Here is a 14,912-nt window from a genome sequence, read left to right as displayed (position 1 = left end):
CCGGATGCACGGGTGGAGGCCGGAAAGGCGACCTGACAGTCACCGGGGCGACGGCGGCGCCATCGGAGCGCGGCGGGGCGAGACCTTATTGGCGGGGTCGTAGGGGCCCCAGCCATAGGCGTCGCCCAGGGCCGACAGAATCTCTCCCGCAAGCCGCCCGCCAAGGTCGCCATTGGTCATCACCACCACGCCCTGCCGCGACCCGTCGAGGAACGCGAACGAGGCGCACTGGAAACCCATATTGCTGCCGCTGTGCTGGAAGTAGCCATGCCCCCCGCGCCGTCCCAGCACGACCCCCAGACCGTAGCCAGCATCGACGGGCGTCATCATCGTCCGCGCACTGGCCTGGCTGAGGACCACGCCAGGGCGGCCGGCGTAGGCGTCCTGAAGCGCGATCATGAACCGGCTGTAGTCGGACGGCGTCGTCCACAGGCCGGCGGCGGCGTACTCGGGATAGGTGTTTCGGGCGCCGAGGATCAACGCGCCCTTGCTGTCGTGGCCGCTGGCGGCACGACGCGCCAGGCGGGCCGGCAAGGGCTGGTCGAAGGTGGAGCGGCGCATGCCGGCGGGCCGTAGCACCAGGGCTTGCAGCACATCCGGATAGGGCTTGCCCTGCGCCTCCTCGATCAGCAGTTGGGCGACCGTGAAGCCGCCGCCGGAATAGGCGTAGGCGCCGCCGGGCGCCTCGAACGATCGAACGGCGGGCGTGTTCGAAGGCGGCGCGCCGTTCAGGATCTGCACGGTGCTCGGGACCGGCCGGCCGGCCGCATAGCCTGGGAAACCGCTCACGGTCAGGCCGGCGGTGTGGCTGAGCAGGCGGCGCAGCGTAACCTTCTGCTCGCCGGTGTAGTCGCTGGCGGGAACCGTCCAGGCCTTCAGCCGTCCGTTGACGTCGCCGTCGAGGTCCAACCGGCCCTGCTCGACCAGCCGCAGCGCGGCTACGGCGGCCAGCGCCTTGCTCATCGAGGCGGCCTGGAACAGCGTCTGAGGTGTGACGGCCTGCCCGCCCCCCGCCTGGGCAACCCCGTAGGCCCGCGCCCATTTCACTCTGCCGTTCTCGAAGAAGGCCACGCTGACCGCCGGGACCTTGAGCTCGGCCATGCGGGCCGCCAGCGTCTTGGGGGGCGCTCCGGGCGCTGCCGTCGGCCCGGCCGGCAGCCGGACTTCATAGGCCTCGATCGCCGCCCGATCGACCGGCGCGATCGCCGCCGCGGCGGCCGCGCCCAGGCTCAAGGACAACGTGGCCCCGAGAAGCAGAAGCCTGATCATGGTCTGGTTTCCCCCACCGGCCGCCGAATGGCAATCGGGGCCAGCCGGGCCCCATTCCGACCACGTGGGTTGACATTAACGCCCGGAACCCCGATTTGCGGGTTGCGCTCCTCCTGAGTGCTAGCGACGCTCCAGCCGCGTGGGGTCTTTCCGAAGACCCAGCCTGTCGAGCGCAGTGAGAGACTTCTCATAGATCGCCCATCACGCGGGGCGCTCCCCAAAGACAGCGATCCCCGCGCCCTCGGAAGGTTCCGAGCCGGCGCGTTCGTCGCATACGCGAAAGACTATTCGTTTGACCCAATTTATCGACCTTGGCCTGGCCAAGCCGCTGCTCAAGGCGCTGGCCGACGAGGGCTACACCCAGCCGACGCCGATCCAGGCGCAGGCCATCCCCGGCGTGATGTCGGGCAAGGATCTTCTGGGCATCGCCCAGACGGGCACCGGCAAGACGGCCGCCTTCGCCCTGCCGATCCTCCACCGCCTGGCCGAGAACAAGAAGCCCGCCCCGCGCCGCAGTGCCCGTGTGCTGGTGCTGGCGCCGACCCGCGAGCTGGCGACCCAGATCGGCGAGAGCTTCAAGACCTATGGCAAGCACATCGGCGTCACCGTCGCGGTGATCTTCGGCGGCGTGAAGTATGGCGGCCAGATGCGCGCCATGGCGCCCGGCGTCGACATCCTCGTCGCCACGCCCGGCCGCCTGCTCGACCACCTTGGCGAGAAATCGATGACCCTCGAGGGCGTCGAGATCCTGGTTCTCGACGAAGCCGACCAGATGCTGGACATGGGCTTCATCGTCCCCATCCGGAAGATCATCAAGTTCGTCCCGCGGGTCCGCCAGAACCTGTTCTTCTCGGCCACCATGCCCAGCGAGATCGAAAAGCTGTCGGCCGAAATCCTCAACCCGAACCCGCTGAAGGTCTCGGTGACCCCGCAGGCCACCACGGTGGACCGCGTCAACCAGCGCGTCGTGTTCGTCGAGCAGCAACGCAAGCGCGCCCTGCTGGCCGAACTGTTCGATGATGGCAGCTTCAAGCGCGTCATCGTCTTCACCCGCACCAAGCGCGGCGCCGACCGCGTCGCCAAGGGCCTGGAGCAGGCCGGCGTCGAGGCGGCCTCGATCCATGGCGACAAGAGCCAGGGCCAGCGCGAACGCGCCCTGGCCGCGTTCAAGGCCGGCGAAGTCCGCGCCCTGGTGGCCACCGACATCGCCGCGCGCGGCATCGACGTCGATGCGGTCACCCACGTCGTGCAGTTCGAACTGCCCAACGTGCCGGAAAGCTACGTCCACCGGATCGGCCGTACGGCCCGCGCCGGCGCTGACGGCTCGGCGGTGGCGTTCTGCGCCGACGATGAGCGGAACCTGCTGAAGGACATCGAAAAGGTGACCCGTCAGCGGATCCCCAGCTTCGACCGCCGCAACGACCGTCACCTGGGCGCGGCCACCGCGGCCATGCCCGACACCGGCAAGCCCGAGCGCTCGCAGGCCGCGCGCCCGCAGGGCAAGGCCCAGCCGCATCGCGGGGCTCACGCGGCCAAGCGCAACCGCAACCACGCCGACGCCAAGCCGGCTCACCGCCAGGACGGCGGCCGCTCCGAGGGCCGGCCCCAGGGCGAGAACGCCAAGCCGGGCTTCAAGGGTCCGAGCCGGCGCCGTCGTAGCGGCGGGGGTAACGCGGGCGGCGGCGACCGCCCGACGGGCGTCTGGAGCAACCGCTAGACGAGAGGGCGTGACGCGGGCGACAAGACGCAGTCCATGCACGCCCTCGTCCGCACCCTGTCCATCCATGCGCTGAATGCTGTGCGCCGCGTGCCGCTGATCCACCGGGTCGTGCACGCGGCCGCCGAGCGTATGGCCAAGACACGCTGGGGCGCGCGCTACATCCGCTCGGTGCTGGAACCCGAGGCGCTGAGTTACGGCGACTACCTGGACTGGGTGGCGACCTACGACACGCTGTCCCCCACCGACCGCAAGTCCATCCGCGCGCACGTGGCGCGGATGACGTACACGCCGCTGATCTCGGTGGTGATGCCGGTCTATGCGAAATCGCCCGACCTGATCGTCAAGGCCATCGCCTCGGTGCGCGCCCAACTCTATCCGCACTGGGAGCTGTGCATCGCCGACGACGCGTCGCCTGAGCCGGCGGTCTGGAAGGCGCTACAGAAGCAGGCCGCCGCCGACTCTCGGATCAAGGTGGTCCGCCGCCCCGAGAACGGCAACATCTGCGCCGCCACCAACACGGCCCTCACGCTGGCGACCGGCGAGTTCGTGGCCCTGATGGATCATGACGACATCCTGCCCGAACGCGCGCTCTACGAGGTCGCGGCCCTGCTGCAGGAGCATCCCGACGCCGATCTGATCTACTCCGACGAGGACAAGATCGACACGAGCGGGCGACGCTACGAGCCCTACTTCAAGACCGCCTGGAATCCCGAGCTGATCCTCAGCCAGAACTTCGTCAGCCATCTGGGCGTCTATCGGCGCAGCATCGTGGAGGCGATCGGCGGGCTTCGGGTCGGTTTCGAAGGCAGCCAGGACTATGACCTGGCCCTGCGGGTCAGCGAGCAATCGTCAGCCTCGCGCATCCATCACATTCCCTGGGTGCTCTATCACTGGCGCCAGGAGGGCGGGCCCGAGACCTTCTCGCAGGCCTTCATGGACCGCTGCGCCGACGCCGCCCGTCGGGCCGTGGACGAACACCTGGTCCGCACGGGACAAACGCGAGTGACCGTTGCGAACCTCGAAGACTCCCCCGGCTGGGTCGGCGTGCGCCGCGCGCCGCCGGAACCCCGGCCGCTGGTCTCGATCATCGTGCCCACACGCGACCGCGCCGAACTGCTGGCCCAGTGCGCCGACGGCGTGCTGACCAAGACGGCCTACGCCCCGCTGGAACTGTTGATCGTCGACAACGGCAGCGTCGAACCCGAGACCGCGGCCCTGTTCGAGCGTCTGCGGAAGGACGCGCGCGTACGGATCCTCCCCGCGCCCGGCCCCTTCAACTTCTCGGCGCTGAACAACCTGGCCGCCGCCGAGGCGCGCGGCGAAATCCTGGTGCTGCTCAACAACGACATCTCGATGCTGCGCGACGATTGGCTCGACGAGATGGTGGCCCAGGTCGTGCGGCCGAATGTCGGCGCCGTCGGTGCGAGACTGCTGTTTCCCGACGGCACCGTGCAGCACGCCGGCGTGGTGATCGGCATGGGCGGCGTGGCCGGCCACCTCTGCTACGGCGCGCCGGGCGATAACGGCGGCTACTACCGCCACCTCCTCACGCCCCGGAACGTCACGGCCGTGACGGCCGCCTGCCTGGCCATCCGCAAGTCCGTCTATGATGAGGTTGGCGGGCTCGACGCGGAACGCCTGACCGTGGCCTTCAACGACGTCGACCTGTGCCTGAAAGTGCGCGCCGCCGGCTACGACATCGTCTGGACGCCCCACGCCGAGCTGGTCCACCACGAGTCCGCCTCCCGCGGCGAGGATCGCGAACCCGAGGCGCAGGCGCGCTTCAACGCCGAGATCGCCGCGATGCAGTCCCGCTGGGGCCGGGCGCTGGACCAGGACCCCTTCCACAACCCGCTCTTCGACCTCCGGTACAGCGACTACAAGCTGGCAAGTCCGCCGCCGCGCAAGCCGCCGTGGGTCATGAGCGATAGTCGCCGTTGATTTCGACGTACCGCTTCGTGAGATCGCAGGTCCAGACGGTGGAGCTGGCCCGGCCGACCCCCACGTCTATGGTCACTTCCAGCTCGGCCTTCTTCATGTAGGCGCTCATCTTAGCCTCGTCGTACGAGGCCGCAATCAGGCCGTCCTGCGCCGCCCAGTGCGGGCCGAACTTCACGCTCAGGGAGTCGCGATCCACCGGCTCGTCGGCCTTGCCCACGGCCATCACGATGCGGCCCCAGTTCGCGTCCTCGCCGGCGAAGGCGGTTTTCACCAGGGGGCTGTCAGCCACCGACCGCGCAATCTTGCGGGCCGAGGCGGCGCTCTGCGCGCCCGTGACGGTGATCTTGATGAACTTCGTGGCGCCCTCGCCGTCGCGGACCAGCTGGTGGGCCAGGTTCATCAGCACCGCCTCCAGCTTGTCGCGGAAGTCGGCGAGGCGGTGCTCGCCGGCGCGGGATATCTTGGGCGCCCCCGACTGGCCGGTCGCGAACAGCAACAGGGTGTCGTTGGTCGAACGGTCGCCGTCCACCGTCACCGCGTTGAAGGTGTTGCGGGTGTAGAGGCTGACCAGGGCCTGCAGGGCGCGCGGCGAGATGTTGGCGTCGGTCACCACGAAGGCCAGCATGGTCGCCATGTCGGGCGCGATCATGCCCGAGCCCTTGCAGATACCGCCGATGCGCACCGTCACGCCGTCGATCTTGGCCTCGGCGTAGGCGCCCTTCGGGAAGGTGTCGGTAGTCATGATGGCGCGCGCTGCGCCGCCCCAGCCGTCGGCCTCCAGCCGGCCCTCCACCTCGGGCAGGCGTGCGGTGATCTTGGCGTCGTCCAACAGCACGCCGATGACGCCGGTCGAGGCGACCATGACGTCGCGCTGGCGGCAGTCGAAGCGCTTGCCGACAGCCGAAGCCACGCGCCGCACCGCGTCGGCGCCGGGGCGGCCGGTGAAGGAGTTGGCGCAGCCGGCGTTGACCACCAGCGCCTTCACGCCCTCGCCCTTGGTCGCCTCCAGCTGGCGCTTGCACCAGTCCACCGGCGCCGAGCCCACGGCGTGGCGGGTGAAGACCCCCGCGCAGCTGGCGCCCTCGGGGAAGCTCATGACCAGCAGGTCTTCGCGATCGTGCTTGTAGAAGCCGGCCCGGCCGGTCCCCAGCGTCACACCCCGGATCGGCTTCATCCGCGGGAACGGCACGGCCAGCGGCGAGACGGGCATAGCCGCCTTGTCGACCTTGGCCGGCGCAGCCTTGGCGGCCGGCTTGCCATGGTCGAGAGCCCGCGAGGTCTTGTCGGCGGCGCGCTTCACGGCCGAGGTCAGGGGCTCGAGCGCGCGCTCGATCGTATGACCCACGACCTCAACCGGCTTGGCGGACTTGGCGGCCGGCGTCTTGGCCGCGGGCTTGGCGGGCTTGCGGCTCATTTGGCTGTTCCCTTGGTCTGGGGCTGGGCGGCGGCCGGGACTGGCGCGACCTTCGGCGCGTCGGCGGGCGGAACAGCCTTCGGCGCGCCGGCCTCGGGCTTGATCAGGGTCTCGACCTTGGCCTTGGCGCGCAGCTTTTCCAACAGGTCGCGGATGCGGTCGTAGGTCAGGAAGCGAACGATCTGCGGGCGGGCGGCGTCCAGAGCGATCGGTTGCTCCTCGCGCACGTCCTCAACCTTCACCAGGGCGAATCCGCCCTCGACCGCCACAGGCCCCACCACCTGGCCGACCCGCGCGCCGTTCAGCGCCGTCTCGTAGGCCTCGGGCATCACGTCGGTGGTGAAGTAGCCCAGGTCGCCGCCGTTGAACCGCGTGGCCGCATCGCGCGAACGCTCCATCGCCAGCGCCTCGAAGGCGGCGCCAGCGGCCAGCAGCTTCTTGACCTGGTCGGCTTCGGCGGCGGTGGCGAGAACGATCTGACGCGCCCGAATCTCCATCGACCGGCGCGACAGCTTCTGCTGCTCCTCGTAGAGGCCGCGGATGGCGTTCTCGGTGACCGCATCGGCCACCTGATTCTCGACCAGCATGTCGCCCAGGACCCGGTCTTCGGCCGCGATCAGCCGACGTTGGGCCGCCGGATCCTTGTCCAGCTTGCGCCGGCGCGCCTCGGCCGCCAGCAGCTTCTGGTCGATCACCTCGTCCATCATCCGGCGGAACAGGTCCGACGAGGTGTCCAGCGGCTCGCCCTCGCCCACCAGCCCCTGGGCCACCGCCTCATGCTTCACGTCGGACGCCCAGATGATCTTGCCGTCGACCTTGGCCACCGCCTTGTCGCCCCGCTCGGGCGGACTGTCCCCGCCGGCGTCGCGACCGCAGGCCGTAACGCTCAGCGCGACGACGACGGCCATGACGGCGATGCGGAAGGGCCTCTTGGCCGTCATGCGATCGTCCTTTGAAATCGGCGAGGCAGCGCAGCCCGTCCCTAGAGCGCGGTCCAGCAAAGTGGAAGCCACTTTTCAAGCGTCCTCGGCGCGCTTGTTTCCTGCAAGAGTTTGCGTGCGGCTGTCGCGGCACGCTGGTCAATCGCATCTCGGGATGCAAAGGTTGCGCCCGCGTATTTCCGGGCCCGACCGAGGGCTCAAAAAATCCATTTCGTTGGGAGGATTGCCCTATGCGTGAAGCCGTTGTCGTTTCCTATGCCCGTACGGGTCTCGCCAAGTCGGGACGCGGCGGGTTCAACATGACCCCCACGGTCTCCATGGCCGCGCACGCCGTGAAGCACGCCGTGGCCAAGTCGGGCGTCGACCCGGCCGATATCGAAGACGTGGTCATGGGCAACGTCGCGCACGGCGGCGGCAACGTCGCCCGCCAGGCGGGCCTGCTTGGCGGCCTGCCGATCACCACCTCGGGCGTGACGGTCAACCGCTTCTGCTCGTCGGGCCTGCAGACGATCGCCATGGCGGCCAACTACATCCGCAACGACGGAGCCAGCGCTGTGGTCGCCGGCGGCGTCGAGTCGATCTCCATGCCGAACCCGGGCGTCGGCAAGGACAACTTCGATCCCGAGCTGCTCAAGGTGGCCCCGGATATCTTCATGGCCATGATCGACACGGCCGACATCGTGGCCAAGCGCTACAATCTGAGCCGCGAGTACCAGGACGAGTACTCGCTGGAGAGCCAGCGCCGCATGGCCGCCGCCCAGCAGGCCAACAAGTTCGCGGACGAGATCGTCCCGATGAAGACCAAGATGAAGGTGGTCGACAAGGCGACGAAGGCCGAGTCCATCGTCGACTACGTGGTCGACCGCGACGAGTGCAATCGCCCCGACACGACCGCCGAAGGCCTCGCCAAGCTCGAGCCGGTGAAGGGCCCCGGCAACTTCATCACGGCCGGCAACGCCTCGCAGCTGTCGGACGGCGCCGCCGCCGTCGTGCTGATGGAAGGCAAGGAAGCCGAGCGCCGCGGCCTGACGCCCCTGGGCGTCTTCAAGGGCTGGGCTGTCGCCGGCTGCGAGCCCGACGAAATGGGCATCGGCCCGGTCTTCGCGATCCCGCGCCTGCTGGAGCGCCACGGCCTGAAGGTCGACGACATCGACCTCTGGGAACTGAACGAGGCCTTCGCCTCGCAGTGCCTCTACAGCCGCGACAAGCTGGGCATCGATCCGGCCAAGTACAACGTCAACGGCGGCTCCATCGCCATCGGTCACCCCTTCGGCATGACCGGCGCGCGCCTCGCGGGCCACGTGCTGCAGGAAGGCAAGCGCCGCGGCGCCAAGCACGTGGTGGTCTCCATGTGCATCGGCGGCGGCATGGGCGGCGCGGGCCTGTTCGAGGTCTTCTAAGGACAACCGACAATTCGACTTTGCGGACGGGGCGCTTCGGCGCCCCGTTTTGCTTTGCGAGGCACGGCTTCGCGTTGTCCGGCGTCAAGCTTCGCCCAGGTTGACCGCGCGTCCCGCGAGCAGCTAAGCCTGATCGCTCGTAAAAGGGGTATTGGGGGATCAAGACTTGAAGCGGATGTGGCTTGTGGCAGGCTTGGCCACGGTGGCGCTGGGGTTCCCCGCTGCGGCGCAGCAGGTGGTCGGGACTTCACTGGTGGACGGCCGGCCGGTCCAGTTGATGTCCGACTTCAGCTGGAAGTACGTGTCACAGACGGGGACCAGCTGCCAGTCGGTGCAGGATCAGGTCTCGTTCTGCGGTCAGGACGCGGGTTGGCGACGCACCTCGAGCGGTAGCGGCGATGCGGCCGCCATGTATCGGCTGAACGACCGCACCTACGGCCTCTTCATCGTGGAGGGCCTGGGCCTGGAAGACGGCATTTCGGCGAAGATGATGCGCTCAGCCATCCTCGAGAACGCGGCCAAACTCTCCGGCGGCGAAGGCAAGGACGTCCCCGTGCTAGGCATCGAACCGGCCAAGGTGGACGGCCTGCCCTCCGAAACAGTGATCTACGTGGCCAATTCGGATGGCATGTCGTTCGTATTCCTGAACACCATTGCCATGGACAAGAAATCGACCGTCCAGGCCGTCACCTACCACGTGGGCAATAACGTCACCGACGAAATGCGGGCGCTACACAAGCGCTTCCTGGACGCGACGCGCCTGAAATAGGCGCGCCGCGGCCGGATCAGGCCCTCACCGCCTCAAACGTCCAAACCCGGTCGGCCTCGCGCGGACCGCGGCGCCGATCGTAGCCGCCGCATGCCGTCACACCGCCGAACCCGACCGCCTCCAGCGCCAGCCGGAACTCGTCCAGGCCCCAGTAGCGCTGGGCCATGACGTCGATCTCGGTCTCGATCAGGCGGTGGTCGCGCCAGCGCTCGTAGCGATAGGTCGTCTCGGCCCGCTGCCGCAGCAGGTCCGTGCCCGTGCGGATGCCCTCGCACGTGAGAAGGTCGCCATTCGGCGCGGTCCAGCGGCGCCGATCCTCGCCACGGGCGGTCAGGAAGTTCAGGCCCTGCAGGTCGATGACCAGCACTCCGCCCGGCTCCAGGTGGTCGTAGAAGCGACGCAACACAGACATCGCCACAGCGAAGTCGTCGATCAGTGTGAACGACCCCACCGGGATCAGGATCGCGCCAAACCGGCGGTCGTAAGCGAAGTCCTCGTAGCGCTGACGGGAAAGGTCGGGCGAGTAACCCGCCTCGGCCGCCCCCGCCCGGCAGCGGTCCAGCATCTCCGGGCTCGAATCGAAGCCGGTCACGTCCAGTCCCGCCTGCAGGAACGGGATCAGCGTCCGCCCGGAGCCGCAGGCCGGCTCCAGGATCGGCCGTCCGAAGCCTTCGAACCGCTCCAAATGAAAGCGGGTGTCCGGCAGCGCGAAGGCGGGTTTGTCGATGTCGTAGATTTCAGCCGCTATCGAGCCATAGCGGTTCAGGACCGTGGTGTCGGGCATGAAGACCTCGGGAACAGGAATGGGTCGCCCCGGCGCCGGATGGTGCTCTGGGGCGTCGCAGGGGCCGGCGGTGTCCGCGGCGCTTATGAGCGACTAGGCCTTCATGGTGGCGAAAGGGTCACTCGCCTCTGGGGACAGGTCAACCCGTCACGGGTGCGCTGCGTTGACTTGAGCGGGGGCAGTCCTTAAGTCAGCCACGCCCCAAAATAGCGCCTTCTTACCGGCGGGCGAAGGGCCACATCGCCGCCGGACGGATACCTTCCTTGAGCATTTTCCAACGGTTCTTCGGTTCCTCCAACGACCGCAAGGTCAAGGGCATGCAGGCCCGCGCCGCCAAGATCACGGCGCTCGAGCCCGCGATCCAGGCGCTCACCGACGAGCAATTGCGCGGAAAGACTGCGGAATTCCGCGCCCGTCTGGAAAAAGGCGAGACCCTGGACCAGCTTCTGGAGGAGGCTTTCGCGGTCGTCCGCGAGGCCGCCCGGCGAGTCCTGGGACAGCGGCATTACGATGTGCAGCTCGTCGGCGGGATGATCCTGCACAAGGGCGGCATCGCCGAGATGCGGACCGGCGAGGGCAAGACGCTGGTCGCCACCTGCCCGGTTTATCTCAACGCGCTCGCCGGCAAGGGCGTGCACGTCATCACCGTCAACGACTACCTCGCCCAGCGCGACAGCGAGTGGATGGGCCAGGTCTATCGTTTCCTGGGCCTTTCGGTCGGCGTGATCGTGCACGGGCTGAGCCAGGGCCAGCGCCAGGACGCCTATCTGTCGGACATCACCTACGGCACGAACAACGAGTTCGGCTTCGACTACCTGCGCGACAACCTGGTCTATGATGTCAGCGAGATGGTCCAGCGCGGCCACAACTTCGCGATCGTCGACGAGGTCGACTCCATCCTGATCGACGAGGCGCGCACGCCCCTGATCATCTCGGGCCCGACCGAGGACCGCTCCGAGTTCTACCGGACCGTCGACCTCCTCGTGAAGGAGATGATCAAGGACACCACGACCTACGAATACGACGAGAAGCAGCGTCAGGTGATGCTGACCGAGTTCGGCTCGGAGCGCGTCGAAGAGATGATGGCCGAGGCCGGCCACCTGGCCGAGGACTCCGCAGGTCTCTACGACCCCGCCAACATCTCGGTGGTGCACCACATCAATCAGGCGCTGCGCGCCAACGTGATCTACGTGCGCGACAAGGACTACATCGTCCGCGCTGGCGAAGTGATCCTGATCGACGAGTTCACCGGCCGCATGATGCATGGCCGCCGCCTGTCGGAAGGCCTGCACCAGGCCATCGAGGCCAAGGAAGGCGCCGTCGTCCAGCCCGAGAACCAGACCCTGGCCTCGGTGACGATCCAGAACTACTTCCGCCTCTACAACAAGCTGTCCGGCATGACCGGCACGGCCGCGACCGAGGCGCAGGAATTCAACGACATCTACAAGATGGACGTGGCCGAGATCCCGACGAACCGGCCGGTCCAGCGCATCGACGACGACGACGAGGTCTATCGCACCGCCGCCGAGAAGAACCGCGCTGTCGCCCTGCTGATCGAGGACTGCTACCGCCGCAAGCAGCCGATCCTGGTCGGCACGGTGTCGATCGAGAAGTCCGAACAGCTGTCGGAAGTCCTGAAGGCCCACACGTTCGAACTGGACGGCAAGACCATCAAGGGCATCCCGCACAACGTGCTGAACGCCCGCTTCCACGAACAGGAAGCGGCGATCGTCGCCGATGCGGGCGTACCGGGCGCGGTGACCATCGCCACCAACATGGCGGGTCGCGGCACCGACATTCAGCTGGGCGGCAACGTCGACATGCGCCTAGCCAAGTGGCGCGAAGAGCAGCGCGACGCCGGCCTCGAGGTCACGCCTCAGCAGGCGTTGGACAAGAAGGCCGAGATCGAAGCCGACATCAAGGACCTCAAGGAGCAGGCCCTCGCCGCCGGCGGTCTCTTCGTGCTGGGCACGGAGCGCCACGAAAGCCGGCGGATCGACAACCAGCTCCGCGGCCGGACGGGCCGTCAGGGCGACCCCGGACACTCCAAGTTCTTCCTTTCGTGCGAGGACGACCTGCTGCGCATCTTCGCCGGTGATCGTCTCGACTCGATCATGCGCACCTTCGGCGTCCAGGAAGGCGAGGCGATCACCCACAAGTGGCTGAACAGCGCCATCGCCACCGCCCAGAAGCGCGTCGAGCAGCGCAACTACGAGATCCGCAAGAACCTGCTGAAGTACGACGACGTCATCAACGACCAGCGCAAGGCCGTCTTCGAGCAGCGCCAGGAGTTCATGGAGGCGCAGAACCTCCAGGAGATCATCCGCGAGTTCCGGATCGACACCATCAACGACCTCGTCACGCGCCACCTGCCGCCCAAGGCCTATGCCGAGCAGTGGGACATCGCGGGTCTGGATTCTCACCTCAAGTCGATGCTGGGCCTCGATCTGCCGGTCGCCGACTGGGCGCAGGAAGAGGGCATCGCCAACGAGGAAATCGAGGAGCGGATCGTCCAGGCGGCCGACGCCCGGGCCGCCGAGCGCGACCAGCTGGTCGGCGACCACATGCGCAACATCGAGAAGAGCTTCCTGCTGCAGACCATCGACCTGCAGTGGCGCGAGCACCTCATGCACATCGACCACCTGCGCACGGTGATCGGCCTGCGCGGCTATGGCCAGCGCGACCCGCTCAACGAGTTCAAGACCGAGGCCTTCTCGCTGTTCGAGAAGCTTCTGGTCGACCTGCGCCAGAACGTGACCCGCTGGCTGATGACGGTGGAGTTCCAGTTCGAGGAGCCGCCCCCGCCCCCCTCCGGCCCGACGTTCGAGGTGCACCTCGACCCGCTGACCGGCGAGAACGAGGCTGAACGTGGCTTCGTGCCTGACGGGGTCTCCGCGGACCAGCGCGCCGCCCTGCCCATGTCGGCCCTGCCCGACGGCTGGCAGGACACCGGCCGCAACCAGCCCTGCCCCTGCGGCTCCGGCAAGAAGTTCAAGCACTGCCACGGCGCCCTGATCTGATCAGGGCGGCCGCCTAACCCGCGGCATCCTCCAGCACGAACCGCGCGCCGCGGTCGGCGATCATGATGGTGGGGGTGTTGGTGTTGCCGGAGGTGATGGTGGGCATCACCGAGGCGTCGATGACGCGCAGGCCCTCCAAGCCGATCACCCGCAGGCGGGCGTCCACCACGGCTTGGGGGTCGGACGGCAGGCCCATCTTCGCCGTGCCCACGGGATGGAAGATGGTCGTGCCGATGTCGCCGGCGGCGCGGGCCAGTGAGGCCTCGTCGTCGCCGACCGAGGGTCCGGGGAGGTGCTCCTGCGGCCGAAAGCCTGACAGGGCCTTCTGGGACATCAGGCGGCGCGTGACGCGGATGGCGTCGGCGGCGACGCGGCGGTCCTCGGGGGTGTCGAGGTAGTTGGGAGCGATCCGCGGGGCGTCCGCGGGATCGGGCGAGCGCAGGCGGATGGTCCCGCGCGAGGTGGGGCGCAGGTTGCACGCGGCCACGGTCACGGCGGGGAACCGGTGCAGCGGCTCGCCGAAGCGGTCCAGCGAGAGCGGCTGAACGTGAAACTGGATGTTGGCCCGCTCGTGCTCGGGCGACGAGGTCGTGAACAGGCCCAGCTGCGACGGCGCCATGGTCAGCGGGCCGGTGCGGAACAGGGCGTACTCCGCGCCCATCAGGCCGCGGCGGATGAGGTTGTGGTAGGTCTCGTTGAGGGTGCGGACCCCGCTGACCTTGTAGATCGCCCGCTGCTGCAGATGGTCCTGAAGGTTGCGCCCGACGCCCTGGCGGTCGGCGACGACGGGCACGTTCATCGCACCCAGCCATTCGGCCGGACCGACGCCCGAGAGCTGCAGGATCTGGGTCGAGCCGATCGCGCCGGCGCAGAGGATCACCTCGCGCCCTGCCCTCGCCTCGACGTGAACGCCGCCCCGCCGGAACGCGACGCCCGTCGCTCGCCGGCCGTCGAACAGCACGCGCTCGACCGTGACGCCGGTTTCGAGGCGCAGGTTCGGCCGCTTCAGCACCGGCTTGAGAAACCCCGTGGCCGACGACCAGCGGAGGCCCCGGCGCTGGTTCACGTGGAAGAGGCCGACGCCGGCGTTGTCGCCGGTGTTGAAGTTGTCGGTGGCCGGGACGCCCATCTCGACGGCCGCGCGGGCGATGGCGTCCAGCACCGCCCAGCGGACGCGCGGCTGCTCGACCCGCCACTCGCCGCCCGCGCCATGATGCTCGGTCTCGCCCAGGAAGTGGTTATCCAGCCGGCGAAAGGCGGGCAGCACATCTTCCCAGCCCCAGCCGGTCAGGCCCAGCTGGCGCCAGTGGTCGTAGTCGGCCGCCTGGCCGCGCATCGAGATCATCGCGTTGATGGCCGACGAGCCGCCGACCACCTTGCCCCGCGGGTACTTCAGCGCCCGGCCGTTCAGGCCCGGCTGGGGCTCGGTCTCGTACAGCCAATCCGAGCGCGGATTGCCGATGGCGAACAGGTAGCCGACGGGGATGTGGAACCAGATCCAGTCGTCCTGCCCGCCCGCTTCCAGCAGGAGGACGCGGTTGCGAGGATCCTGCGACAGGCGGTTGGCCACCACGCAGCCGGCCGAGCCCGCACCGACCACGATGTAGTCGTACTCGCCGTCGAGGGATTGAGCCGCCATGGCGCTTCCATGCTC

At 68.4% G+C, this 14,912-nt stretch carries 10 protein-coding genes; 5 read left to right on the top strand and 5 right to left on the bottom strand.

Translation table 11 applies throughout. From position 1 onward, the window contains the following. Positions 1-39 precede the first annotated feature (39 nt). Positions 40-1,269: a serine hydrolase domain-containing protein gene (locus EPN98_RS05690; RefSeq protein ID WP_293361395.1), complete on the bottom strand. Its 1,230-nt coding sequence runs from the start codon at positions 1,267-1,269 to the stop codon at positions 40-42. Positions 1,270-1,561: 292 nt separating this feature from the next. On the opposite strand from EPN98_RS05690, the gene EPN98_RS05685 reads away from it, so the two are divergent. Together EPN98_RS05685 and EPN98_RS05680 are read left to right on the top strand one after the other, a co-directional pair. After that, positions 1,562-2,986, top strand: a complete 1,425-nt coding sequence (locus EPN98_RS05685; RefSeq protein ID WP_293361393.1) for a DEAD/DEAH box helicase — start codon at positions 1,562-1,564, stop codon at positions 2,984-2,986. 36 nt (positions 2,987-3,022) lie between these two features. Beyond that, complete coding sequence (locus EPN98_RS05680) at positions 3,023-4,930, top strand: glycosyltransferase family 2 protein (protein ID WP_293361391.1); 1,908 nt, start codon at positions 3,023-3,025, stop codon at positions 4,928-4,930. Here EPN98_RS05680 and argJ read toward each other — a convergent pair. Then, on the bottom strand, positions 4,908-6,344 hold the full coding sequence (argJ, locus tag EPN98_RS05675) for a bifunctional glutamate N-acetyltransferase/amino-acid acetyltransferase ArgJ (RefSeq protein WP_293361389.1): 1,437 nt from the start codon (positions 6,342-6,344) through the stop codon (positions 4,908-4,910). The genes EPN98_RS05680 and argJ overlap by 23 nt on opposite strands. Then, positions 6,341-7,285 (bottom strand): peptidylprolyl isomerase, encoded by a 945-nt coding sequence (locus EPN98_RS05670; protein ID WP_293361387.1) that lies wholly within the window; start codon positions 7,283-7,285, stop codon positions 6,341-6,343. The genes argJ and EPN98_RS05670 overlap by 4 nt, the downstream gene beginning before the upstream one ends. Positions 7,286-7,515: 230 nt before the next feature. Here EPN98_RS05670 and EPN98_RS05665 point away from each other — a divergent pair, with 230 nt between their 5' ends. After that, positions 7,516-8,685 carry an acetyl-CoA C-acyltransferase gene (locus EPN98_RS05665; RefSeq protein WP_293361385.1) on the top strand — a complete coding sequence of 390 codons (1,170 nt, stop codon included), beginning with the start codon at positions 7,516-7,518 and terminating at the stop codon, positions 8,683-8,685. A 166-nt stretch (positions 8,686-8,851) separates the two neighbouring features. Continuing rightward, the gene (locus EPN98_RS05660) at positions 8,852-9,454 is read left to right on the top strand and encodes a hypothetical protein (protein WP_293361383.1); all 603 of its coding nucleotides are present in this window, start codon (positions 8,852-8,854) and stop codon (positions 9,452-9,454) included. 16 nt (positions 9,455-9,470) lie between these two features. On the opposite strand, the gene EPN98_RS05655 is transcribed toward EPN98_RS05660, so the two are convergent. Next, entirely contained in the window at positions 9,471-10,238 is a 768-nt protein-coding gene (locus EPN98_RS05655; RefSeq protein ID WP_293361381.1) for a class I SAM-dependent methyltransferase, read from the bottom strand. Between the two features lie 263 nt (positions 10,239-10,501). Here EPN98_RS05655 and secA point away from each other — a divergent pair, with 263 nt between their 5' ends. After that, positions 10,502-13,258, top strand: a complete 2,757-nt coding sequence (gene secA / locus EPN98_RS05650; protein ID WP_293361379.1) for a preprotein translocase subunit SecA — start codon at positions 10,502-10,504, stop codon at positions 13,256-13,258. 13 nt (positions 13,259-13,271) lie between these two features. Here the strand turns inward: secA and EPN98_RS05645 are convergent, their stop codons facing one another. Beyond that, positions 13,272-14,897 (bottom strand): GMC family oxidoreductase N-terminal domain-containing protein, encoded by a 1,626-nt coding sequence (locus EPN98_RS05645; protein WP_293361377.1) that lies wholly within the window; start codon positions 14,895-14,897, stop codon positions 13,272-13,274. Positions 14,898-14,912 lie beyond the last annotated feature (15 nt).

This window comes from Phenylobacterium sp., assembly GCF_004299445.1.
Lineage (GTDB): Bacteria > Pseudomonadota > Alphaproteobacteria > Caulobacterales > Caulobacteraceae > Phenylobacterium.
The sequence above is the reverse complement of the archived record's forward strand: the minus strand, read 5'-3'. Positions and strand labels throughout refer to the sequence as shown.